This window comes from Nostoc sp. PA-18-2419, assembly GCF_005869855.1.
In the GTDB taxonomy this organism is placed as follows: Bacteria; Cyanobacteriota; Cyanobacteriia; order Cyanobacteriales; family Nostocaceae; genus Nostoc.
Genome location: NZ_SZNH01000022.1, coordinates 117,170 through 141,785, shown reverse-complemented (window position 1 = coordinate 141,785; position 24,616 = coordinate 117,170). Strand labels below are relative to the sequence as shown.

16 protein-coding genes, 1 tRNA gene and 1 pseudogene are annotated in these 24,616 nt (G+C 39.9%); 8 read left to right on the top strand and 10 right to left on the bottom strand.

The window, feature by feature from the left end:
- Positions 1-195, bottom strand: a pseudogene (locus FCR06_RS21530) (IS630 family transposase); the annotation flags it as partial.
- A gap of 368 nt (positions 196-563) precedes the next feature.
- Between FCR06_RS21530 and FCR06_RS21525 the strand changes: the two are divergent.
- Positions 564-635, top strand: a tRNA-Gln gene (locus tag FCR06_RS21525).
- Positions 636-710: 75 nt separating this feature from the next.
- On the opposite strand, the gene FCR06_RS21520 is transcribed toward FCR06_RS21525, so the two are convergent.
- On the bottom strand, positions 711-1,190 hold the full coding sequence (locus tag FCR06_RS21520; protein WP_138503346.1) for a hypothetical protein: 480 nt from the start codon (positions 1,188-1,190) through the stop codon (positions 711-713).
- Positions 1,191-1,351: 161 nt separating this feature from the next.
- Between FCR06_RS21520 and FCR06_RS21515 the strand changes: the two genes are divergently transcribed.
- Positions 1,352-2,638, top strand: coding sequence for a hypothetical protein (locus FCR06_RS21515; protein WP_138503345.1), 1,287 nt, complete (start codon positions 1,352-1,354; stop codon positions 2,636-2,638).
- Between the two features lie 369 nt (positions 2,639-3,007).
- Here FCR06_RS21515 and FCR06_RS21510 read toward each other — a convergent pair whose 3' ends face one another.
- Together FCR06_RS21510 and FCR06_RS21505 are read right to left on the bottom strand one after the other, a co-directional pair.
- Positions 3,008-5,107 carry a cytochrome-c peroxidase gene (locus FCR06_RS21510; protein ID WP_138503343.1) on the bottom strand — a complete coding sequence of 700 codons (2,100 nt, stop codon included), beginning with the start codon at positions 5,105-5,107 and terminating at the stop codon, positions 3,008-3,010.
- A 513-nt stretch (positions 5,108-5,620) separates the two neighbouring features.
- A complete protein-coding gene (locus FCR06_RS21505; protein WP_223280216.1) occupies positions 5,621-7,867 on the bottom strand; it encodes a cytochrome-c peroxidase in 2,247 nt (748 codons plus the stop codon).
- Positions 7,868-8,138: 271 nt separating this feature from the next.
- On the opposite strand from FCR06_RS21505, the gene FCR06_RS21500 reads away from it, so the two are divergent.
- Positions 8,139-9,062, top strand: a complete 924-nt coding sequence (locus tag FCR06_RS21500; RefSeq protein WP_138503341.1) for a DMT family transporter — start codon at positions 8,139-8,141, stop codon at positions 9,060-9,062.
- An 845-nt stretch (positions 9,063-9,907) separates the two neighbouring features.
- Positions 9,908-11,623 (top strand): alpha/beta hydrolase, encoded by a 1,716-nt coding sequence (locus tag FCR06_RS21495; protein ID WP_138503339.1) that lies wholly within the window; start codon positions 9,908-9,910, stop codon positions 11,621-11,623.
- A gap of 394 nt (positions 11,624-12,017) precedes the next feature.
- Here FCR06_RS21495 and FCR06_RS21490 read toward each other — a convergent pair whose 3' ends face one another.
- On the bottom strand, positions 12,018-12,287 hold the full coding sequence (locus tag FCR06_RS21490; protein ID WP_138503337.1) for a hypothetical protein: 270 nt from the start codon (positions 12,285-12,287) through the stop codon (positions 12,018-12,020).
- A gap of 239 nt (positions 12,288-12,526) precedes the next feature.
- On the opposite strand from FCR06_RS21490, the gene FCR06_RS21485 reads away from it, so the two are divergent.
- From FCR06_RS21485 to FCR06_RS21475, 3 genes are all read left to right on the top strand, one after another.
- The gene (locus FCR06_RS21485; RefSeq protein WP_317616832.1) at positions 12,527-12,667 is read left to right on the top strand and encodes a hypothetical protein; all 141 of its coding nucleotides are present in this window, start codon (positions 12,527-12,529) and stop codon (positions 12,665-12,667) included.
- A 220-nt stretch (positions 12,668-12,887) separates the two neighbouring features.
- On the top strand, positions 12,888-14,156 hold the full coding sequence (locus tag FCR06_RS21480; protein ID WP_138503335.1) for an alpha-L-fucosidase: 1,269 nt from the start codon (positions 12,888-12,890) through the stop codon (positions 14,154-14,156).
- A gap of 729 nt (positions 14,157-14,885) precedes the next feature.
- Positions 14,886-15,548 carry a hypothetical protein gene (locus tag FCR06_RS21475; RefSeq protein WP_138503333.1) on the top strand — a complete coding sequence of 221 codons (663 nt, stop codon included), beginning with the start codon at positions 14,886-14,888 and terminating at the stop codon, positions 15,546-15,548.
- A 166-nt stretch (positions 15,549-15,714) separates the two neighbouring features.
- On the opposite strand, the gene FCR06_RS21470 is transcribed toward FCR06_RS21475, so the two are convergent.
- Together FCR06_RS21470 and FCR06_RS21465 are read right to left on the bottom strand one after the other, a co-directional pair.
- Positions 15,715-16,398: an SDR family oxidoreductase gene (locus tag FCR06_RS21470; RefSeq protein WP_138503331.1), complete on the bottom strand. Its 684-nt coding sequence runs from the start codon at positions 16,396-16,398 to the stop codon at positions 15,715-15,717.
- Between the two features lie 233 nt (positions 16,399-16,631).
- Positions 16,632-17,165 carry a hypothetical protein gene (locus FCR06_RS21465; protein ID WP_138503329.1) on the bottom strand — a complete coding sequence of 178 codons (534 nt, stop codon included), beginning with the start codon at positions 17,163-17,165 and terminating at the stop codon, positions 16,632-16,634.
- A 26-nt stretch (positions 17,166-17,191) separates the two neighbouring features.
- On the opposite strand from FCR06_RS21465, the gene FCR06_RS21460 reads away from it, so the two are divergent.
- On the top strand, positions 17,192-17,539 hold the full coding sequence (locus FCR06_RS21460; RefSeq protein ID WP_317616833.1) for an ISAzo13-like element transposase-related protein: 348 nt from the start codon (positions 17,192-17,194) through the stop codon (positions 17,537-17,539).
- Between the two features lie 124 nt (positions 17,540-17,663).
- On the opposite strand, the gene FCR06_RS21455 is transcribed toward FCR06_RS21460, so the two are convergent.
- From FCR06_RS21455 to FCR06_RS21445, 3 genes are all read right to left on the bottom strand, one after another.
- A complete protein-coding gene (locus FCR06_RS21455) occupies positions 17,664-20,042 on the bottom strand; it encodes a hypothetical protein (RefSeq protein WP_138503327.1) in 2,379 nt (792 codons plus the stop codon).
- 738 nt (positions 20,043-20,780) lie between these two features.
- Positions 20,781-21,653, bottom strand: coding sequence for an S-methyl-5'-thioadenosine phosphorylase (locus FCR06_RS21450; RefSeq protein ID WP_138503326.1), 873 nt, complete (start codon positions 21,651-21,653; stop codon positions 20,781-20,783).
- 458 nt (positions 21,654-22,111) lie between these two features.
- Positions 22,112-24,217, bottom strand: coding sequence for an acylase (locus FCR06_RS21445; RefSeq protein ID WP_138503324.1), 2,106 nt, complete (start codon positions 24,215-24,217; stop codon positions 22,112-22,114).
- Between the last annotated feature and the right edge of the window lie 399 nt (positions 24,218-24,616).

The window sequence follows — 24,616 nt, the reverse complement described above, 5'->3', positions numbered from 1 at the left end:
ATCATCTAGCCTACCCTTCATGGCTCCACCTTGCTTTTTGGGTTCTAGATGTCCTTGCACTCTATGAAGTTGGATTAGCTTTTGCACATAGCTTTTTGCTACACCAAATTGCACGGCAACCTTTCTTATTGAAGTACCACCCTTTTCGTAAGTATTTACTATTTTTTCTCGTAAATCGATTGAGTATGCTTTCATTTTAAGTCTTGATGCACCAATACTATGTGTACCTCATTTACCTCGAAATTGCTGTATTAGTTTTTTATACTTGGTTGTAAGATTTTATTGTGAATGACTAGGTTAAAAATCAGAAATCGGAAGTAGAGAGTAGGGAAAAGAATTTTCATTGTTCTTTATGAGTGCAGTTCATGGGGTATTTCGTATTATTCGAATTTTTGGATATCGAACCACACAGAAGCTTAATGTTATCTAAAATACAGCTTTCAATAGTAAAGGGGCTAGGGTAATGTATTCTGTGCATGTAAAGACTGGCGATTTAAAATCAACTATTAAAGTACTTGACATTAACCCATGACTAACTGTTATATTAAGTAGGGTGAAGTTGTTGGGGCGTAGCCAAGTGGTAAGGCAGCGGGTTTTGGTCCCGCCATCCCTAGGTTCGAATCCTAGCGCCCCAGTCAGGCAAGAGACAGGCTTTTATGCCTGTCTTTTTGCATTTAGATTTAGAAAAGTGAAGATTCATTGTTCAAGGATTACTTGTCAGGTGTATGAAGAGCTCGATCTAATATTAGCCGAGCTTCCTCTGCTTTAATTCGTGCTTCTTGGTAACGCACATTAGCTTGAGCAAAATTTTTTAGAACTTTAAAGCCTTCCTTGAGTCGAGTAATTTCCTCTTCATTCACTGACTCGTCCGTGAACAGAACATCAACTGCTTTGCGAATTTCCAAGGCTTCGGCTCGTGACTCTTGAACTTTTAGTTTGAGCGTGGCTAAGTTACTCAGAATCTGAACAGCTTGGGTAATGGTATCCTCACTGTTAGCAGTATCATTAGTTGGTTCTTTAACCTCTATTAATTGTTGAGGACCAAACCCTTCTTCGAGTTCCGTAGGAAGCTTACCTGCATCCATCAGTTCCATCAACTGATCCATCGCTTTGTCACGGGCTTTGGCTGAATCTTTTCCAGAAACAGTGAGGATAATTTCTGGACTTTGAGCGAGAGTGTACTGAACCATATTTAGACAGAAAACTTGCTGGTTAATCAAACCAAGGTAAACTATCTTAACATATTATGTGTCAAGTTAATTTGTGAGTTTATTTCAGCCATTGACAAGTCGTTGAAAATAAAACTTTATACTTAAAAAAGAAGAATATATTTTCGCAGGAGGGGAGAGGAATGACTCTCAATCCCACCATCATGCAAGCAGTGGAACAACTGGGTTACCGTGTCACCGTTGGTGATGTGGCAATTCAGGCAGGATTGAACGTCGCTGAAGCTAATCAAGGGTTGTTAGCCCTAGCATCTGATGCTGGCGGACATTTACAAGTAGCAGATTCGGGTGATATTGTTTACCTATTTCCGAAAAATTTTCGCTCAATTTTACGTAATAAATACTTCCAATTACAATTGCAGGAATGGTGGAAAAAAGTCTGGAGTGTTCTGTTTTACCTAATTCGTATTTCTTTTGGAATTTTATTAACTGTTTCCATCGCCCTGATAACTATTACCATTATTATTATCATTACCGCTGCCAATTCAGACCGTGATAGCGATAATCGGGGCAGTAATTTCGGTGGTGGGTTCTTCTTTTTCCCAGATTTATTCTGGTATTTTAGCCCAGATTATAATACCAACCACCAGCAACGGCGATATGAAAGACGAGAACAAAGCGATTTGAATTTCTTTGAAGCTGTGTTTTCGTTTTTATTTGGTGATGGTAATCCTAACGCCAACTTAGAAGAACGTCGCTGGCAAGAAATTGCTACAGTGATTCGGAGTAACCGAGGTGCAGTCGTAGCCGAACAAATTTCTCCGTATCTTGATGACATTGGCGAGGGATATAAAAGAGATTACGAAGATTATATGCTGCCTGTTCTGACGCGATTTAATGGACAACCATCTGTCAGTGACCAAGGGCAAATTATATATTACTTCCCAGAGTTGCAGGTAAGTGCAGCTAAAAAGCGCCGTCGTTCGATATCAGTTTACTTAGAAGAATTTCCCTGGCGCTTTAGTGCCGCAGGTTCAGGACAAATTATGCTCAGTGCTGGCTTGGGTATAGTCAATTTTGTTGGTGCCTTAGTACTGGGAAGTTTATTGAGAGATGGTACGGCTGCTGCTCAATTAGGCGGACTAGTAGCTTTTGTCCAAGGAATTTATTGGCTGCTGTTGGCTTACGGAGTCGGTTTTTTGGGTATACCTGTATTGCGTTATTTTTGGATTCAGTGGCGCAATCAAAAAATTGCTGCACGCAACCGCGATCGCCTTTCTCGCGCTAGGCTATTAGCAAGTGCGGATAGTTCTTTGCAGCAAAAGCTTGACTTTGCCCATCAGTTTGCAAAAGAAAAAGTCATTGGCAATGAAGACTTAGTGTACTCGACCGAAACTGACTTACTAGAACAGGAAGTTGAACGTTCTGCACAAATGGAAGCTGAATGGCAACGGCGCTTAGATGAATCATAAACAATTCAAAATTCCAAATCAAATTTCAAAGGGCGATTTCTAACCGCCTCTGATAAACAAAACCCACCTGCATGCGTTAAAACGAGGGGCTTGAGCCCCTTGTTGATTTTTCCTTTACCCAATGGGTATCGTGTTGGGGCGCAACTTTTTTAGTAGCATTAGTTATTGGTCATTGGTCAATTGCGATCGCTATTTGGGAAATCTAGGTAACTAAGTTAAGTTAACGGCTTGACCTGATTGTTATACCTAAACTAGCCATCTCGATTAATTCTGTGAGTGATCGCCACCACTCAACCAAGAGTGCGTTCGCACCACGTAAAAACCGCCCTAATCTTTGCAGGCAGGACGGTTTTAAGAGTCTTCAATGTATTAATTTAGAAAATTTCGGATAGCACTACCACCATTCCTACCAACAGCAGGAATTTCTAATAGACTATCTGTGGCTTTGCCAGTACCGTCGTCAGTAACGTGTGTAGAGTTACCCGGATGTCCGTTGGGGACAAACAGTTGCGGATGATCGAAGGGTGCTTTCTCTTGGACAACTCGCCGATCAGTGAGTCCTTTTAAGAAAGCCACTAAGTCATCCTTTTCAGTCTGAGTCAGTCCCAAGGGAGCGATAGCGCTTTGCTGGCGGAAATCTCCACCACGGTTGTAGAAGTCCACCACTTGCTCCAAAGTTAAGTAGCCACCATTATGGAAGTAAGGGGCAGTGAGTTCTACATTACGTAGCGCAGGTGTCTTAAAGCTTCCATCTGCAACTATTATGTCATTGGAGGTAATTGTAATATTGGGGTTTGAACCGAGAAGTAGTGGGAATTTACCCAAAGCAGCGACCCGCGATTCAGAAAGCGGATTACCAAATGGGTCTTGACCACCAACACCAGTGTCTTCTAGGGTCGGTCTAACGCCAATATTCAAGAAGCCATTGTCAAAGACGAATCTTTGAGTACCAATGTTTATCGTTCCTAGCCGTTGCTGCTCTACGCTGCTAACGGAGGCAATAGTGAGTTCTAGTCCACCGTGACAACCAATACAGCCAGCTTTGCCCTCAAAGAGTTGTTTGCCTCGTTGTTGCTGCTCGGTTAGGGCAGTGGTCTTACCTTCCAAAAAGCGATCGTAGGGGGTATCATCGGCAATGAGTGTAGACTCGTACAACTGAACTGCAAGCCCAAAGAATAGCGAGAAGTTGTACTCAATTTGTGTATACTCATCGGTTTCAGATGAGTTATCAGGCTTGTTGACAAAAGTCCTTCTACCTTCGCTATCAACTTGGATCAGTTGATTAGACTTCCACCACTCAGGGTTGAAAGCATCTTTAATCAGCCGATCGTAAGTTCTGTCTTTGAGTCCTGGTTTAGGCCATCTACTATCTGCACCTAAAACGCTGTCTTGTGGGTGTACAACCTGTTTACCTAGTGGTTTAAGGCGAGATAACTTTTTGCCTAGTTTTCGAGGGAGCTTTTTACCCCTAGCAGCACTGCGAGATTTTCTGTCAATTCGCCCAAACTTATCACCAATTTCTTCAAAGGTGCGACCATCAGCAGAGGTCTCGAAGGAACTCAATGGTGGACCGACCGCTTGGGAAGCTAAAGACGAATGATTCAAGCTAACTTTCACAAATTCTGGCTGATTTGGGGTTTGTGCCTTGACAACAGAGGCATTAGGATCTCTTAAACCAAAGGGATTCACCCCATTAAAGATTTCTTGTGCCCTTCCGTCCCAGAAGTTGCGAAAGTTAAATACTGCATTAATTACAGTTGGCGTGTTACGGGGTTCAACGCGGCGCACATTTACGCCTCCAACGTTAAACACCGGATCTGGCTCATTTATTACTTGGTCTTGTGCGCTACCAGGTATGACATCAATAAACTTCGTATTGAAGACCCCCTGGGAGGAAGTGACATCGTTACGGTCAGAGGTAACACTAGCAGGATTATTCGGGTCTGATAGCTTGTGAAAAGGAAAATCTTCTGGCTTGAGTTGGTAGTTAGGTAAACCACCGACATCAAAAACTGTATCAGGATTTTCTGTACCATCAGCGTTAACCCGCAAAAGCCCAGGAGCTATCTGATTTTTGGATCTATTGTCGGCTCCAGCATGGAAGTGACAACTAGCACAGGAAGTTACGCCGTCGCTACCAACTTGCATATCCCAAAAAAGAGCCTTTCCTAACTTGATGGCGGCTACTTTATCTTTTACGAAGTCTCCAAGATTGTCAGGCTGTGGAACCGAGACATTCTTAAGCGAAGCTGGCGATGCGGTAATCTGTGCTGATACGCTATTTCCAGCTATTACTGCTGCGGTAATCATGGCAGCAATTACTACAGTTTTGGAACTCGATTTCAGAGGTTTAAGCTTGCCAGCTTTGTCTGTTTGCCTTTGGGGCTTAAGATTTCTTGAGGTCAGTAGTAAGTAAATTGGTAAGCTAGTCAAAACTAGCACCAAGACTATTACGGGTATAATCCCCATAGTTGTTGGTTGTAAATTAAAACTGCGAGAAATTATACATTTGAGTAATCAGCTTGAAACTTATTGTTTACATAAATTGATTACTATTTTTAAGTGAATAAAAAGTCACACTATTATAATTTAATTGAGGAAAAAATAAGATTTTATATATTAATTAAATTTATCTGATTTTGCTGCTAATTCTTTTTGTAAAAAATAAAATTTGCTAAATCTATATAACTTTCATTTATAGGATTACTGGTGCTTGAAATATAGATAGAGTAGGAATTTAAAAAATATTAAATATCCTTAAATATATACATATTATAAGAGAAACTAGTACATACCGAAAATTTAGGCGATCGCTCCTCACTATCGACTAAGAGTAAAGTGAAATAGAGTGCGATCGCCATTGAGGTTTTTTATAAATTCTCAATACTGCTTAATTCTTAACCAAGAAGTATTGAATACTGCTGAGTCATTTTGTCATGGGTTAGCCTAAACTCCAAGTATTAACTGTTTCGTCAAATGGTATTAATTTAGAAAATTTCGGATAGCACTACCACCATTCCTACCAACAGCAGGAATTTCTAATAGACTATCTGTGGCTTTGCCAGTACCGTCGTCGGTAACGTGTGTAGAGTTACCCGGATGTCCGTTGGGGACAAACAATTGTGGGTGGTCAAAAGGCGCTTTCTCATACCTAACTCGGTCATCAGTTAGTCCCTTTAAAAAGACGACTAATTGCTGCTTTTCTTCAGGTGAGAGATTCAGGGGGGGAAGAACTCCAAAGTCACCACCGCGATTATAAAAATCAATCACTTGCTCTAAAGTTGCCTGACCTCCATTGTGGAAGTAGGGAGCAGTGAGTTCCACGTTACGTAGCCCAGGTGCCTTGAAAGCTCCGTCTGCAAACACAGTTTCACTAGGGTTCAACGGTGGACTGAGGGTGGGGGGGTTTTCACCAAGGAGAACTTGAAATTTCGCCAACTGAGCGACTCGTGCTTCTGAGAGCGGATTACCTTGGCCGTTACCAAACAAACCGTCATTACCACCCAAGCCGAGGTCGTCCGTGGTCGGTCTAACACCAATCTTAAAAAAGCCAGTATCTTCAGGACCGTTTGGAGGGAACGGCGCACGTTTGATGCGTCCTTCTTTTTTCACATTGGTCACTGAAGCAGCGGTTAATTCCGAGCCAATGTGACAACCGATGCACAAAGCTTTGCCCTCAAAGAGTTGTTTACCTAGTTGCTGCTGTTGGGTGAGAGCAGTGGTGTTACCTTCCAAGAAGCGATCGTAGGGCGTATCATTGGCAATGAGTGTAGACTCATACAACTGAATTGCCAACCCGAAGAATAGCGAGAAGTTGTACTCCATCAATGTGTACTCATTAGTCTCCAAGGAGCGATCGGGCTTTGTGACAAAAGTTCGTCTACCTTCAGAATCAACTTGGATCAGTCGATAAGATCTCCACCACTCAGGCTTGAAAGCATCTTTAATCATCTGATCGTAAGTTCTATCTCTGAGTCCTGGTTTAGGCCATCTACTATCTCTACCCAAAACGCTGTCTTGTGGATGCACAACCTGTTGGCCTAGAGGTCTCAGGGGGAATAACTTTTTACCTAGTTTTCGCGGCAGCTTTTTACCCCTACCAGCGCTTAAAGATGTTCTGTTAATTCGCCCGAACTTATCACCAATTTCTTGAAAAGTCCGACCATCAGCAGAAACCTCAAAGGAACTGAGTGGTGGACCGACCGCTTGAGAAGCTAAAGACGAATTATTCAAGCTGACTTTCACAAACTTGAGCTGATTTGGAGTTTCTGCCTTGACAACAGAAGCATTGGGGTCTCTCAAACCAAAAGGATTCACCCCATTAAAGGTATTCTGCGCCCTCCCGTCCCAGAAGTTGCGGAAGTTAAATGCTGCATTAATCACACTTGGGGTGTTACGAGCCTGAACGCGGCGCACATTTATGCCGCCGACGTTAAACACCGGATCTGGCTCAGTTTTTACTTGGTCTTGTGCACTACCTGGTATGACATCAACAAACTTATTATTAGTCACCCCTTGAGAAGAACTGACATCGTTGCGATCCGATATAACGCTGGCAGGATTATTAGGGTCTGATAGCTTATGAAAAGGAAAATCCTCTGGCTTGAGTTGGTAGTTAGGTAAACCACCAATATCAAAAACTGTATCGGGATTCTGTGTACCATCAGCGTTAACCCGTAAAAGCCCTGGAGCTATCTGATTTTTGGATCTATTGTCGGCTCCAGCATGGAAGTGACAACTAGCACAGGAAGTCACACCGTCGCTACCAACCTGCATATCCCAAAAAAGAGCCTTTCCTAACTTGATGGCAGCTACTTTGTCTTTGACAAAGTCTCCAAGATTGTCAGGCTGTGGAACCGACACATTCTTGAGCGAAGCTGGCGATGCGGTAATTTGTGCTGATACGCTATTTCCAGCTATTACTGCTACAGTAATCATCGCAGCAATTACTATAGTTTTGGAACTCGATTTCAGAGGTTTAAGCTTGCCAGCTCTGTATCTTTGCCTTTGAAGCTTGATGTCAACGGCTAATTTAAATGGTGGAGTTGCTCTCGAAAATTTCTGATGGTTAAAATGCAGTAATTTAAGGTCAGAGGCTAAGCTTTGGACTGCTTGCTCGATATTGGTGACCAGAAATTTGAGTAAACATCGACCATTTGAGGTGAGTAGTAAATAAATTGGTAAACTGGCTAAAACCAGCACCAATACTATTACGGCTATAAGCCCCATAATTTATTGCTATAAAATAATACTGCAATAAATTATACATTTGGTAAAAAGTCTGAAATTTATTGTTTACGTAAAATCATTAAAAATTTTTTGTAAATAAAAAGACTACAGAAGAAAAATAAATTAATGGTAAAGAGGTAATTTTTAATACATATAATTTAGCTAAAATAGCGACTAATATACTTATAGAGTAAGAGTTTTAAAAAATTTAAATATGTAAAATAGATATGTTTGAGCTTCTTATCAGCCATACTCTAGCAAGCATATTTAAATGTCATTACATCAAAGTTCTGGTCGCTGGCGTTTAGGATTAGCTTTATCGCTATTAACAGTCTTATTATGGGGAATTTTACCTATTACTTTGACAATAACTCTACAAGTACTTGATGTTTATACAGTTATTTGGTTTCGCTTTTTAGTATCATTTGTACTACTTTTTATATATTTAGGAATACGTGGTAAATTACCGAAGTTAGAACAATTGCGTTCTAATTCAGGAAAGTTATTAGCGATCGCTACACTTTTCTTAGGAATTAATTACTTCTTATTCATGCAAGGTTTAGCATTAACATCACCGGCTAATGCTGAAGTTCTGATTCAATTAGCTGCCCTTTTATTAGGTTTAGGTGGTTTAGTAATTTTTCAAGAGCGTTATCGGCTGTATCAATGGATTGGTGTAAGTGTACTGACTTACGGTTATTTTTTATTCTTCAGAGAGCAGCTAACAAATTTAATTACAGCGCATAATACCTATCTACTTGGTAGTTTTTTGATTGTGCTAGGGGCAGCAGCATGGGCTATTTATGCTTTGGCACAAAAGCAATTATTACAATTTTTGTCTTCTGCGAGCATTATGCTAATTATTTACGGAGGCTGTGCTTTATTATTCACTCCTTTAGCTAGAGTAAAATCAATTTTTACACTTGATGCTTTGCACTTAGGAATGTTGATTTTCTGTGCTTTAAATACCCTAATTGCTTATGGTGCTTTTGCTGAATCATTAGAACATTGGGAAGCATCACGAGTGAGTGCAGTATTAGCTTTAGCTCCGATTGTGACATTAATATCAGTTGCCGTTGTATCAGCGATCGCACCTGGTTTTATCCCATCAGAACGCTTGACTCTTCTAGGAATATTAGGAGCAGCTTTAGTAGTCATGGGTTCAGTGGCGATCGCCTTGGGAAAAACTAATTGAAAAACTCAGAATTCTAAATGTAAAAAATCAACAGAAAATTAGTCAATTTTCAATAGTAATCATACTTGAGTAATTTATTGCGGTAAATTACTCAAAATTATTTATACATTTATAGATGTATAAGCTCTTACACTTTTAGAATATGATATTTTTTTAATTAGAAGTCTTTTACTCAGATTAATCCACAATTTTACTTAGAATATTTATTCTAATAAATAAGAATTATTTTTCAAAGCTTCAATATTTTTATCTAGCAAAATTGTGGCATATTCAAAGTTACAACATTAATACTGAGGCAGAGTATTTTTTGATTTGTTATGATTTTCTAGTGAAGGCAAACTACTGAAGTCATTCTTTTGTTAAATCGATACTTTACCCACAAGTTTGACTCTGTAGCGATCTAACTTGTTAAACTTATAGCCACAAAAATGTTTGAAAAAGAATTACGAAGTCAGAATTCAACAGTCATCATCAATCAGTAATGATTAAAAATACACTAGTACATAACGGTGAAATCTAGCTACCATCTCAATTAGCTAGATAGATAAGAGGCTTCAGCCCCTTATTAAAGATAGGCAAACTATGCCACAGTGCACTAGTTTATTGTTGACTATCAAATGAATGATTTTGTATAGGTTTTAAACCAATTTGTTCAGATGCTCGTGGACTCGCTACTGCTGCGCTATCTGCAACTCATACATAAATCATCCTGAATTCTGAATTATAAATTATGAATTCTTTTTCCAAAAAATTGAGGCTAATAATTTTTAGTTAAATAAGCAGGGTGCCCGAATAACTACCAAAGCCAACACGTGACAAAACCAGACCACCGAAACAGTTGAGCGATGAATAGTTTGTTTGGTAATTGGGCCAGCACCCTGAGAAAAAATTCCCTATTGCTGGTTCTTTCAATGGTGCTGCCAACGTTTGGAATTAATAATTCTGTCTTGGCAGCAGAGCGTATTTATGCATCTTATTCGGCTCTAGAGCTTTCGATTTCAGTGACAGCTTTAGAAAACTACGCCAAAACAGGTGTAACTGATGGTGATTTAGCAGCATATCAACAATATTTACCTGTTGAAAAGCTTCAAGAATTGCGACGGATTTTACTCAATCGAGTGAAAGTTAGTCCAGCAGTAGTTTCACAACTTCTCTACACACCTCAAGGAGAATTTTTACTGCATCGATTGGCGCAAGTGATTAAAACCAAATCTGATCAGCCTGAACCAGGATTTGATGCTTTGCGGTCAGCGCTAATTTTAGCCTCTGGTGAACCGGAAGGCTTAACATTTTTAAATGTATTGCGTAAATATCCTAGTACCAATATTCACCTGGATGTAGCCCAGACTTTGGGAATAGCTACAGAACTGGATAAACTTGTTAATCAAACGCATCGAGCGATCGCAGCAGTTTCCCAAAAGTCAAAAATAGAAGCTACTGCTATCCAACAACCCAATTTATCACAACTACCTAATTTACAAGTTCCAGGAAAGTTTAAGTCACAAAAATATACCTTGAAGTTTTTTGATTCAACACGCAATCGACTTTTATTAACTGATGTCTATATTCCCAAAATTCAAACATCTACACCTGTAATTGTAATTTCTCATGGCTTGGGTTTAGATAGCAGCAACTTTCAATATTTAGCCACTCATTTAGCTTCATACGGATTTACTGTAGCTGTTCCCAATCATCCTGGTAGCGATACAAAACAATTACGCTCCCTATTGAATAAACACACCAATGAACTATCACAAGCAAGTGAATTTAAAGACCGACCTTTAGATATTACATACATCCTAAATCAATTGGAAAAAGCTAACCAATCTGATTTACGGTTTAAAAATCGCTTAAATGTGCAAGACGTTGGTGTATTTGGTCAATCTTTGGGAGGCTACACAGCCTTAGCCTTGGCAGGCGCTAAAATTAACTTTAAGCAGTTAAAACAAGACTGTCAACTAGCAAGACTAGAAAAAACCTGGAATATGTCTTTACTGCTCCAGTGTCGCGCTTTGGAATTAAATATTAATAACTCTGGCAAAGATTATAACTTGCGGGATAAGAGAGTCAAAGCAGTGATCGCGGTTAATCCAATTACCAGTTCTATTTTTGGCCAAAGTGGCTTAAATCAAATAAAAACTCCGGTGATGATTGTCAGTAGTAGTGATGATACTGTTGCGCCAGCTTTATCCGAGCAAATTTTACCTTTTTCTTGGTTGGCGAATTCATCAAAGTATCTTGTCATGCTTATAGGTGCTACTCATTTTTCCACCATTGGTAATGCTAGCCCTGCAAATCAGCAAGTACCATTACCCGCTGAAATGATTGGTGATGCTTCCCAAGCGCGTCGTTACATGAATGTTCTAAGTTTACCTTTCTTCCAAACTTATGTTGCAGGAAAGTCACAATACATTCCTTATCTCAACGCCAGCTACACTCAAAGCATTTCTAGTAAATCTCTTGGTTTGAGTCTGGTTAAGTCATTTAATACAACTGAGTTAGCACAAGTACTAGATATTAAAGGAGGTAAATCCTTAAAAAAAAAGTTCCCAACACCATAGTCAGCTTCGGATTTTGGATGTTGGATATAGGTGTTTCACTACTGAATGTAATGATTTTTATTTAATTTTGCAATAAATTTTAATTACTAATAATCCAAGTTGCTAATTATGGATTCAAGCGATCGCATTCGCTAGTAAATTTGTATTCCATAGCCTGCAACTTGAATTATTATCCAATGTCCAACTTTTGACTACCCCAGATATCCATTGTAGAACATGGTTTTTGAGTTGAGGCGATCCCTTAATAGGACTACACTGAGTATTTCAGTTTATAATCTTACTAGTACATTTAGTGAGATTAATTTTATTGTCACAGCTTTGTTTGTAACTACTCGCTATTCATCTCATCGTTCATCTGGGTACAGATTAAGTCAGAGACTTCTGTAGAAAGTAACTAAATTTTTGACACGATAATCGCAATAAATACAGCAAGACCTAATGCTCTGCGAAAATAATTAACGCCTTGAAATAATTCCAGCCACGCCCAAGTAAATATGGAGCCATTTGCCACTACGTCTAAGACTACATTGATTTTGCCACTTGTAAAAACTAGAGTTAATAAACTAGCTACTGCCCAAAGAATAATTGGTGGGTTTGGCGGCTGAGCTATAACAATTTTGCCCTCGCTGTCACGAAACGTTTGATCGAATAATGTATTTTCCATTCTTTGAAATTCCTAGTTAGCTAAAAATTAATAACTTACCAAAGTTACCAGGTGGTCTTTTTAGAGTAAACTGATATTTATTTAATAGCATAAAAACGCTCTGTTAAGTCTCTTTCTAAGTACCTAATTGCTGAGATAAAAAGTAATAAACATATTCATATATGAGTAGATAAAGAGGTATACTCACACAAAGACTAATATATCTGCTCGTAGTCTAAATGCTATCTGGTAAATTTAATGTGACTGCGAATATTGCAACTGCGATCGCTTGTGCAGGATACCATGTTTTAATTCTAGATACGGATATTCAATCACCAGGAATTCACGTCGCTTTTAGCTTGGACGAAAACTATAACTATAATAGCCCAACGCCTCAGTGAAAGTAGCAAGCCAATAAATTAGTCATTTCAACTGGGGAAAAGGCACGATCGCTAACTAATAAGCAGATCAACCTAATTAAATGTGAAATGTCTACGCTTTATAACGATGGCATTTTAACTTCAGCAATAAATAATAACAACCAAAATCTGTATATATACTAAAATGCTCTCAGGAGCTATTTCTCCGAATAAAGCAGAATTATTGTTAAATTTTACCATAATGAATAACTGGTTTGATAGAGCTCGATTGGGGATATTTATTCATTGGGGACATAGTTCTCAACAAGGATGTGAGTTATCTTGGCCCTTAGTTGGGGGTGTATTTAGTCTGCCTTTTTGCAAAGATATTCCAGTTGAGAAATATCACTACACAGCAAATACTTTCAATCCACAACAATACAATCCTCAAGAGTGGGCAGATTTAGCAAAAAGTCTAGGAATGAAATATGCCATATTAACAGCCAAGCATCATAATGGTTTTGCCTTATTCCATACCCAAGAATCAAACTTTTCAATTGCATCTGCACCTTACAAAAAAGATATTGTAGGTGAATTTATCACAGCTATGCGCTCTGTAGGGTTGCGTATTGGTCTTTATTTTTCGCTTAGTGACTGGCATCATCCTGACTATCCGGCTTTTACAGAAGCAGATAAACCTTATCGCTTTGATCAACTACCTCAACCTACAGCGCAACAATGGGAGCGATATATCCAATTTATGTTCAATCAGATACGAGAATTATTGACCAACTATGGTCAAATCGATATCATTTGGTTTGACGGAAGTTGGGAACGCACTCCAGAGCAATGGCAGCCTCAAAAATTAGCAAAAATGATTCGTGATTTACAACCGAATATTCTCATTAACGATCGCTTACCCAATTGTGGAGACTTTGAAACTCCTGAGCAGTTTATTCCTCCTCACCCACCTGATCGTCCTTGGGAAACCTGTCTGACTATTAATGAAAGTTGGGGATATAATTCAGATGATTGCAACTTCAAATCCTCTCGTCAATTGATTCATACCCTTTGCGAAGTAGCAGGCAAAGGAGGCAACCTCTTGCTTAATGTTAGTCCAATGGGTAATGGACAAATCCCCGCTGAGCAGTTAGAGCGTCTCAAAGATATAGCAGATTGGATGTCTGTTCATTCTGAAAGTATACTTGATACAACCCCAGGATTAGAACCGTGGCAATTTTATGGCCCCTCAACTCGTAAGGGCGATCGCGCTTCGCGTGCCGGAGGTAATCGCATTTATCTACACCTATTAATGAAACCTTACGAAACAATATCAGTTAGGGGTATACCAATCAAACAAGTAAAATCGGTGTTTGCTCTTGCTAATGGCACAGCACTAACCTACACAAGTCGCTGTGCAATTATAGATTCTATGCTCAATTCTAATCCTTTAGGAGAATTAACAATTGATGTACCTGAATCACTGATCAATCCATACGTTACAGTGATTTGTATTGATATTGATTCTTGAGTAATTAATGTAAATTACAGCGAGCTCGTAAAGATTCTATCTGACTTTTTTCAATGTTGACCTAATTATCCCTCTTCTGTCACTTTCTGAGCAGACAATCTCTAAAAGATTTATCAGTCGGTCAATACAAGCTTTATTATTAGGAAAAAATAGGTCTTGCATTTGTTATTAGAAAAAATCCTGCGATCGCTTAGTATATAAAAGCTCTAGAATTCACAAATGACAAATGTTTTCGGAGAGTGACACAAGAAGGTTATAGCAGATTGCAACTAAGTGAGGTACAAAATCCAGGACTGATTCATCATAGAAAAAGAGTTTCTACCTCCTGCCTCCAGCAAGAACTGCCCCCTGCCTCAAAACCCGTAACTTTGTACTTCATGCAAATGAATGAAAACTGCTCTAAATATTAGTAAAGGACTGTCCAGACTCAGAAATATCAAATTGCCGCTGCCTTGGTGTGGCTTTTGCACAGTTGTAGTAGTTTGGATCTGCTGAAATTGCCTCCTTGCAGTCTGCTCCAGTCGCAATGGCAGAATACTACTATCTTTGACAGCATGGTATTAGAAGCTGACATTAGGGAATGCACGCACACCCACAGCACGAAAGATATCTTTTTGTAAATCAGTAAAGCGATTGAGACAATCAAGTCCATTTGATGGATGTACTTGCTGCTATCTAAAGTGAGATTATTAGTTTAAAAGCTTTTAATTCAAAAGTTGTAAACCACTTATGACAAAATTACCAATCGTTCGTCAGATACTCTTAGACTCAGATACCGGATTGCTACCATATCTCAATCAGCAATTGCTCTCCACAGAATTTTCACATTTTAAATCTCAGTTTGGTTTTCATGTAGATGAATATTCTACGCAAGTTATCTCTAATAATAATTTAGTAGAAATACAAACAATACTTTTGTTGACTCTGAATTTATTAATTGTTGTAGATAGCCAAGCCCAACAAGATGAAGCAACGCTACACGCTTTAGAATTTCAAGAATTGCTAGATACACAAATCATCATTTGGAGTCAGAATAACCAAAAATTACTCAAACCAATTTCAGAAATCAAAGGGACGTTCAGCGAGTTGTCAGAAATACCTTATCTTGGAGGGTATCTTCCAGGTTTTGAAATTAGGAGTCGATTTTATCTAACCTACAATGCTGGGACATTACAGCACTATAAGTCTAATGAGTTAACTTCTTCGCCTGAATCTTTGAGCTATAGTCCAGGTGAACGCACACCCGTAAGTGGACAGTACGAACTCATTGATGCTAATGGAGAAGGTACAGGGTTGGAGGTAACATCAACAGCTGGAAATCCTTTTCCTCCCACAAGCAAGCCGAACCAATTTTATCGGTTAGTTGACCCCACTGCTCACAAAAATCATTGAGGAGAGTATCTGGTTCAGGGATAAGTTATTAGTGACAAGTCGCATTTTTATCTATGGAATAATATACCTTTGGTAGGATTATCGTTAATTAAAATGCTGCTCATCTACAGAAATTATTAACCCGGATATCGCGCCCCAGCTCAACCCTTCTCTACTCCAAAAAATCTTATATTGGAACAGTTAAGGGAACTCCATTATCTTTGGCTTTCAACTTGAGAATAAATGGAACAGCTTTTAATACCCAATCGGACACAGGCGTATAATTAGCAGCTTCTTCCCCAAAGCTAATAGAGAGCATATCTGTATGAATAATCCCTGGGTTGAGTGGGATAGCTGCCATACCAGTCGGCAATTCTTGTGCTAGAGAACGAGTTAATCCTTCTATTGCCCACTTGGAAGCACAGTATGGTGCAACTTGGGGTGAAGTAGACCGTCCCCAACCAGAACTAAAGTTGATAATAATACCATGCTTTTTTTTCACCATTGGTGGCACAAAATGGCGAATTATATTCATTACTCCTTTAATATTGATATCAATTAATTTAGAAAATTCTTCAGATGGTATCTCCCACAAAGGTGCTGGATAATTAACAATTGCTGCGTTATTTATTACTATATCTGGCAATTGATATTTGTTGAGTACGTGTTTTGCCCATTTTTCTACTTGCAATTCATTTGCTACGTCTACACATGTAAAATCGTTGCGGGCACTAAACTTCTGGCGTAGTTTCTCAATAGCATCTGATGAACGGGCGCAACCAATCACTGTATGCCCTTCTTGAATAAAACCTTCAGTCATGGCATAACCTAAACCTTGACTTATCCCTGTAATTAAGATTAGCTTGGTCATACTTTCCTCAAATCTAGTATAAATACTTTAAAATAACGTAAGCTGTTCCACGGATAAGAATATTGACAAAAAAATCATTTAGAGTATGGTATTAGGTTACAGTAGCTGAAATTCTGGGATTAGTTATTAACTGAGTGTAATCAGGAGTGTAAGATTAGCGGTCTGGTTGAGTAGTTTTGAGTGCCTGTATATGGACTCTCTTTGCTAAACTCCAAGGCTCATTTGGTGTAAATCTAGCCCAAGAGAGCAGTTCCGTTGAGTGCGAAAGTTTCGTATGATTGAAATTGTCCAAATATTGGTCTTCGGATCAATCCTGATGTTTTTTCGGTAGTAAGAATTGCCTGAGTTTGGACAGTAGTTTTTTGATCACCAATCGGTAGATTAATAGTGGGTAACAGAAAGCTCAATCTAACTATATTTCCTCCCAGTTCTGGATTTGGCTTGCTGAGAATGATTATAATAAGCGTGCCAATATCAGTAGTTAATGTCTTAATTTCATCGCCACTAAAATGAGTGGAAGTATTTTCAGTTCTGTAATCAAGCTGTGGAATTTCGTTGAGGATAGAATATTTAATCTCGGTACCTTTGCCTTTAAGTTCAAACTTATTCGGTCGTTGCACAACAATTGCTTGTGCTTTTTTTGTAGATTTGGTCATTAAAAATGATAACAGTGATGTTGTGGTTAAGCCAGTCACAAAGGTGAGAGCAGTTTGAAGAATTTGACGGCGCTTAGAACTGTTTGAGATATCTTCTAATTTCGGTTCCATGATTAAGAAATTTCCAAATTTTCTAAATCTTTATATACAATTATCTCAGTAAATTCCAGGACAAAAGTAACAAATTATTAAACCTTGCTTTACAACAAACCAAAGATATTGCTCTGGCATCAAACACGACTTGTTGCTTTGGTTGGCTAGAACAGCATTGGAATGGTAGTTTACTTGACACTGTTGAGACAGTATTGAATTTTGCCAAAACTCTCACATTTAAGGGGAAAAATCCACTTGTGACATTGGTAGATAAAGTTTACTCCACTCGAGTTACACTCACAGCAGAAGCGATAGACAAAGTTGAAGCACAGATTTCCCGTCTTCCCCATCTAAAAAAATGGTTTGTGGAAATTTTCGCTCAACCAGAATAGCTACTGGATCATCTTTTTTGTGGAGTTCTCTAAAGAAAATGCCACCTAATACCTACGGCTGATTGGCATGGCTTTGAAGCAGATAGCCACCGCTATGAACAACTAAGTTTTAAGACAGTCGAACTCAAGACGTTTGCGGGAGTTGACTAGCTGCTAGCGCGTTCTGGAGCTGATTGAGCATTTCCAATCCCGACCCTGTAAGCGGATTGGGAGTGAACCACCTTTGATGTTCCACATCCTCGGTTGGCTGAGCAATGGCCTCGAAGGTGATACCATGCATAGTGCAAAATGTATTGATATTGTTCTGCACATTCGCTCCTACTGACGGTGCTACAGAAATTTTCTCTACGTCCTTACTGATGTCAAGTTCTCCAAATATCTGCACCTCAAAACACTGTACGTCTGAACTTACTCGCTTCTGGGTAATTAACGAATTTACGACATGTCGAACTACGACATCCTTTTTAGTTGCTTTCATCCCAGTTTGACTTTGTGCTGCGTCGTTGCCTAGTAGAAAGTCACAGAAGGCTAAGTAGATGTCTCGCCGTGGCTTGCCGTGATCTGTAGCAGTGTAAACCAACCGCTCAGCGATATTTCCCTGTCTGAGTACAAAGTGGGTGTCGCCGTAGGAGTTCTTGCCGTACTCAGCTGCATTATTCATTCCAAAAGACCCTTGCGTAGGTTGACTAGTACTGTGGGCTAACCAGTTCATATTGACGGCAGCAAACGATGGCAGTTCGGTATCAGAAAAGCCTAAATTACCAGTCATTCTTTGATCTTTCCAGTTGCGGAACCGACCGTAATTATTTCCTCGCTCTTGTCCAGTGGTGTCATTATAATCACCCAAATAATTAATTGAATCTAGGTGGCTTGGCTGAGAGGATTTTTTTCTTTTCTTCTTTAAGAGATTATAGTAGTCTGCGGTATTCGTGCGTGACGAACCCGGCTGATAAATTGTGCTACTCGGGTCGCCTTGATCAAACCATTCGGCTCCTCTAACTGTGAGGGTAATAGGCAGGTCTTGTAGTCCACTTTTGATTTGTGCAACCAAGTTGGTAGCACTATTGTCATCAAGCTGGAACAGAGATTTTAGTCTGGTGATAACTGGGTCATCACTCCAATTAAGCCTTAATTCTTCTTCCTGTTGCTCAATTTCATTCAAATGAGCGCTTTGCTTACTAGTAAGTTTCTGATCCTCACCCCCTTGTCGCCTCCAATTGCGTGTATTGGGATCATAGTCACGAAGATTGGTTTTGATGACAGCAGCCTCTAGAGCGTCCAACTTCTGAGTGGCATCAGCTGTAAAATTAAGCGTATTGCGCTCGCCGCTTGGTGGCTGAACCCACTGAGCGATACCGCCAGGGAAAAGCTTTTCGAGATAAGCTACCGATATCTCACCTGTGGCCTCCTTGACATTGAAATTTCCTGCTGTATTTCCCATGTCCTGTCGATTTTTTACATCATCTTTCTGGTAGGTAGCCATTTCGATTTCAAAGCGCTGACGCAGTAAATCTAAGAAATCCTTTGGCTCCTTGCCAGCAGAACGTGCCATCATTCGCACTCGTATAGCAGCCGCATCAAGACGCAATTCGTTGTGCATGTAGAGGCTAACTGGGTCGTCAGCAGTTAGAGCTGTAGCTAATTTGAGTACATCTTGCTGACGATCCATTTTCTTGAGCTTGGACTCGATCTCGGTTCGGTACAGCTCCATCAGCTTCATGGTCAGCTCAGGAGTGAGGGCGGGGTCGTTGAGTTCGTTCACAGCAATTACTCTGGCTACGCCTTCCAACACAACAGCAACTGATATAGCTTGGTTAACTGTGCTGTCGTTGCCCTTAAGGTTGGTGTCATACTGGGCGAGTACCTTCTCTACATGCTGACGCATAGTTTCTACGTTGTCAGCCGTGTCCCGATTATCACGACGTAGATGCTGTGTTTGTTTGAGCTTGTTTTTGACGAATGAAATAGAACTGAGAGCTTTGAGGATATCATTTGAATTGAGTTGTTTGCGCTGTATTGTACCAGAGCCGATGCGCTGCTGAATCTGAGGTGGTTGACCTGTTAACGGCTGTGGTTGCAGCTGAAGTTGCTGGCTTTTTGACTGATGTGCTATTTTATCTGCTTCTTGCTTAAACTTATCTCCTGGTAGCCCAACAGTCAACTTTGTCTGAATTGGTGCTGTATCTGGTCTATGAATTGGAATATTCGCAATATTATGACCAGGAGGGGTTTTTCGCCCTGCCCAAAATGCATCCATCTTGGCTTGTAATAGCTGTAGGTGTTCCTGTCCTTCGGGGGTAATCGTGCCATACTTCGCCTGTATCTCTAGTTTAGTTGCCTCCATTTGCTGCTGTTTAAAAGCATGATTTTCTATATCTGTCTGTGTATCAGGTGCAACTGATGCTTTTGGGGGTTGGCTAGTGAAGGGTCTATATGATAATCCAGAGTGTGAGTTTGGTGCTAGAGAAGTATAGATGGATGAATGAGTTTTTGGCCATTTCATATTTGTTTTTACCAGTTCAATATTTGCAAATGCACTTGATATTTATTACTGATGTTAAATAAATTTTGAATGAGCTTGAATCACAATCTGTAAAGTATGTAGTTATCTTTGTTTGTGTGAGAGTCATATTCGTAGAGCAGACATAATTTTTATCCTTGGAAAATAGTGTTAACTAAAGTTTCATATCAATAAAGACTAACAATTTTAAAAGTAGGTATAATCAGATTTTTTACTTTGATTTACTACATTTAATCTGAGAAACACAAACGTTCATAGCTGAGTTGGATGAATATATTTAAAATAAGAAACACATTGATCAGACAAAATAGAACTTGACTTCATATATCTATGGGTGTGAGCAAATCAATATTATGCAGTCCAGAAGAAAAAATTTTGATGCTATGTTGTGCTAATTTGCTTTTTCTATTTGCCCTGAAGGTGTGGACAAAACAAGTCATTGACAGCCTGTAAAGAAACAGCTTTTACAATTTGCCATCTAAAAAGCTTATTGAAAAAGCATTTCTAAATAGAAATAGTAAGGTTGTTTAGTGACAAGCTCTAATTTAATTTATCACATCATATTGCGAAACTTCGCGGTCTCCACAGATTGAGGTTTTGCCCGTCGTGCTGTAACAGCCCAAGACTGAATACGTTCTACAGCAGCCGCATCAGTAACAGCAAACGGGGTAAATTATGAAATTAGGACTTCCAAGTCTGATAAATTCTAAATTCTTAATATTACAAATACTTCCGCAACAATAACCCCAATTTTTCTTTCGTCGCCGCTGGCGCTTTATCCAATTGAGTCAAAATCGCATATTGCAACGCCGAATGCGCCTCACTCGGTGGTGGATTTTCACTCAACTGCCGCACAGTTTCTTGAATCACCCTTTGAGCATTGACCGCATTCCGCAGCAAATTGCTAATCACTATGTCTACCGTCACAGTGTCATGCTCTGCATACCAACAATCGTAATCTGTCACCAGCGCTAAAGTTGCATAGGCAATTTCCGCTTCCCTAGCTAACTTTGCCTCTGGTAAATTAGTCATCCCAATGATTGTTGCACCCCAACTGCGGTAAAGATTCGATTCTGCCTTCGTGGAAAAAGCTGGCCCTTCCATGCACACATAAGTACCGCCACGATGGAGAGTGACTTCTGGTAAATTGAGAGAAGCGATCGCATCTGCCAATATACCAGCTAAGTTCTGGCAAATCGGCTCGCCAAAGGCAATGTGAGCCACAATTCCTTCACCGAAAAATGTTGAAATTCGATTTTTTGTTCTGTCAATAAACTGATCTGGCACTACCATATCTAATGGTTTGGCCTCTGCTTTTAAGGAACCCACAGCACTAGCGGAAATTAAATACTCCACACCTAATTGCTTCATCGCATAGATATTAGCCCGAAACGGTAACTCAGAAGGTAAAAGCGTGTGATTGCGACCATGACGCGCTAAAAAAGCTACCCGCGTCTTCTCCAAAGTCCCTAGAATCAAAGCATCAGATGGAGAACCAAAGGGAGTCTCAACTTGCACCTCTTCGACATCTTTGAGTGCATCCATTTTATACAGACCACTGCCACCGATAATTCCAATACTAGCTTGAGCCATGACACTGAACCTTTTGCTTGCTGAGTTGCTAAGTTATTTTACTAGATACTCGCTTTAATCAATGTTGAATGATGAGGGTTGACTATTAATTAGTAATTCGTAATTTATTGTAGAAGCCCATAACCTAGCTGCAAAGATTTAAGAATTTAGGGACTGACAAATAAAAAATATCCCAAATTTTCTTATGGGATGGGTGTTCTCATCCGTCCTATAGCAATTCCCAGTTAAGTGAGGTACAGAACTAATGTTTTGAAACGCAGAGGATCGCAGAGGAAAACGCAGAGTAGCGCTGAGATTGCCCAATTTTATTAGTGGTGCACTTAGTACATCAGCAGATTAGGAAACGCTATATATTCAGGGGGGGCAAGATGCCCACCCCACAAGAGGGATAATTTATTTTCTGGAAATCCCCAATTACGAATTATTTTTACTAGTCAGTATGGTATCAGTAGAACTTACTAGAATACTTTTCGGGCTTCTAGATGGGCAAGGATATCCGAGCGATCGCGCCACACAGGACGCAATTTTTTATTGGCAAACATGTTTAACTGATCGCCAATGTGGGGCGAGCCGGGTTGAGTTGCGTTGCCGTAGGTGGTGAGTGCCATTGCTCGTACAGGGTTAGAAAATTCGATTGCCGCAACATAGGAATCGCCACCCTCGGATTTAAACTTGCCATCTGATTGCGGTGATGAAAAGACGTTTCGGAAGATACCAAGGGGATCTGCACCACCATTGGCAGGTAAATCTTGATTGCCATAACGTAGCCGAAAAACATCTCCCCATGCCACATCCATAGCTCCATAGGTCTTTTCTATCTGTGCTGCTACTGCTTCGAGTGTTGCAACTGCACTTTCTGGCTGAGCTAAACCATCAGGTGTGGTGCGTGGGGAGTTTTCATTCCAAGGTTGACTAAATGTCTTATTTAAGTTCAGCTCGTGAACCCAAAAGGCAAATAATACCGCTCCTCGACTATCTGCATTGGCTTGCCGATCCCAAGTTTCCAGAACACTTGCTGCTTTTTTTCCTAAATTCTTACCGTACTTGCGGGCAGCAGGAATTAAATCATCCAAAAGGCGATCGGCCATTTCCATCCGCGTCGAGTGCTTGTATGCAATCATTTCGTCAAAAGAGATTTTGTTATCCTCAGCCAACATTCTCACAGAACGTTGCGAGCGGAAATCCATGAAACGAGGTGCCATATAAGATGGGTAATTATCTGCTTTGATCGCAGTTGGAAATGTAGTTGTCCAAGGTGGATCGTTAGTATTTTGCAACCAACCACTCTTAGGATCGACGATGCGTGGTAAATCTTTGTATGGATGGATTTTTGTCCATAAAGTTTTAGATGTATCGCCAGGAATGATGCCTTGCCAATATGCAAAATCTCCTTGAGAACGTACCGGAACTTGCCCGTTGAATAGGTGCATAATATTGCCTTCTCTATCGGCATACATCACCGTAAACATCGATAGTTGCAAGCGCTTGAGTGCGGTTTCAAACTGGCTGAGGTTTTTTGCTCGTGCCATATCCCACCACTGCTGGAGTACACCTGGTCTATCAAGACCGGCAACTCTTAGTGCTAAGGTTTGACCATCTTTCTCGACTACCACAGGTCCGTGGACAGAACTTTTGACTACTAATCGTTGTTCTTGCAAAGAGCCATCTTCCTGCTTCACCTTTAATGATAAGGTTTTGACCAGGAATTTCTCAACTTTGCCATCAAAGCGGTAGCCATTATCTGCGAGTGTGAGTGCATACAAGTCCCAACCATCATAGGTATTAACGGTATGAGTCCAGCCTAAGTTATTATTAAAAGCGATCGCCAATACGGGAACACCCACAAGTGTTGCTCCATAAGCATCAATTCCTGGTGTAGTGATTTGAGCTTCGTACCACAAAAATAAATCTGACCAAGGTAGATGGGGATTTGCTAATAACATCGCGTGCCCGCCAGCCGAATGAGTTGGTGCGATCGCCCAACCATTAGATCCTACTGGCGACTTTTGCTTGTTTAAGTTAGCTACTGACTCCGGATCGACTACAAAGGTGAAATTGAGTACTCGATGTAAGTGAGCTATGACATCTTCTCCGTTGACTGGTAGCACTGCCTTAACGCGATCGTCAATCAACTTCGGATTTTGAGAAGCATAAGTATTGATCCCAGTTGCAAAAGCATCTAGATACTTGCGAAAAGTTGGATTCTGTGCCTTATACCAATTACGAGCGCGTTCCGGTACTCCCATAGTTAGTACCCAACGGTCTGAGTCTAAATATTCTTTTCCCCAGTATTCGGCTGCCCGTCCTCGTGCTTGACCGTAGAGACGCAAAAGCAAATCTCCATGACTTTGCATTTGTGCCCAACCAAAGGCATAAAATGCACTCTGGTCATCTTTACCGTAGATATGCGGTATACCGTGTGTATCCCATAATATCTCTGTAGATTTTGTTGGTACAGCTATAGTTTGGCTGCCAATGAACAAAACCAATATTAAACTGAGTATAAAAGGTAAAACGCTTAGTGATTTTATTCTGTAAACCTTGGGTAAAATATCAATCCTCATTAACACCACCGTAGATATAACGTCTATCTGAGGGATTGGGAGGGCATCTGTTCATACTTCCCCATCTCCCTATTCCTTACTACCTTTTTCAAGTTAGATTCAGGTCGATCTAAACAATACCAGTTTGTTGAGAAAAAATATCAAAAGTTTTTGAGTATTCTTATTCTTTTAAAAAATTGCAAAATAGTTGCATCATAATGTCATCTATGCATTTAATTCATAAAAATTATCAATTAATGATTACAAAGCTACTAAATATTGAGAAGTGGGAATTTCTAATCTTTATCATCTATTTGAAGCACAATTCCCTATAGGAATTTACAGCTAGTTATGCACAGGTGTCAACTTATTATGATGTTCGATAAATCAGTCGTAATACAGCAGTTTTCATTCGCATGA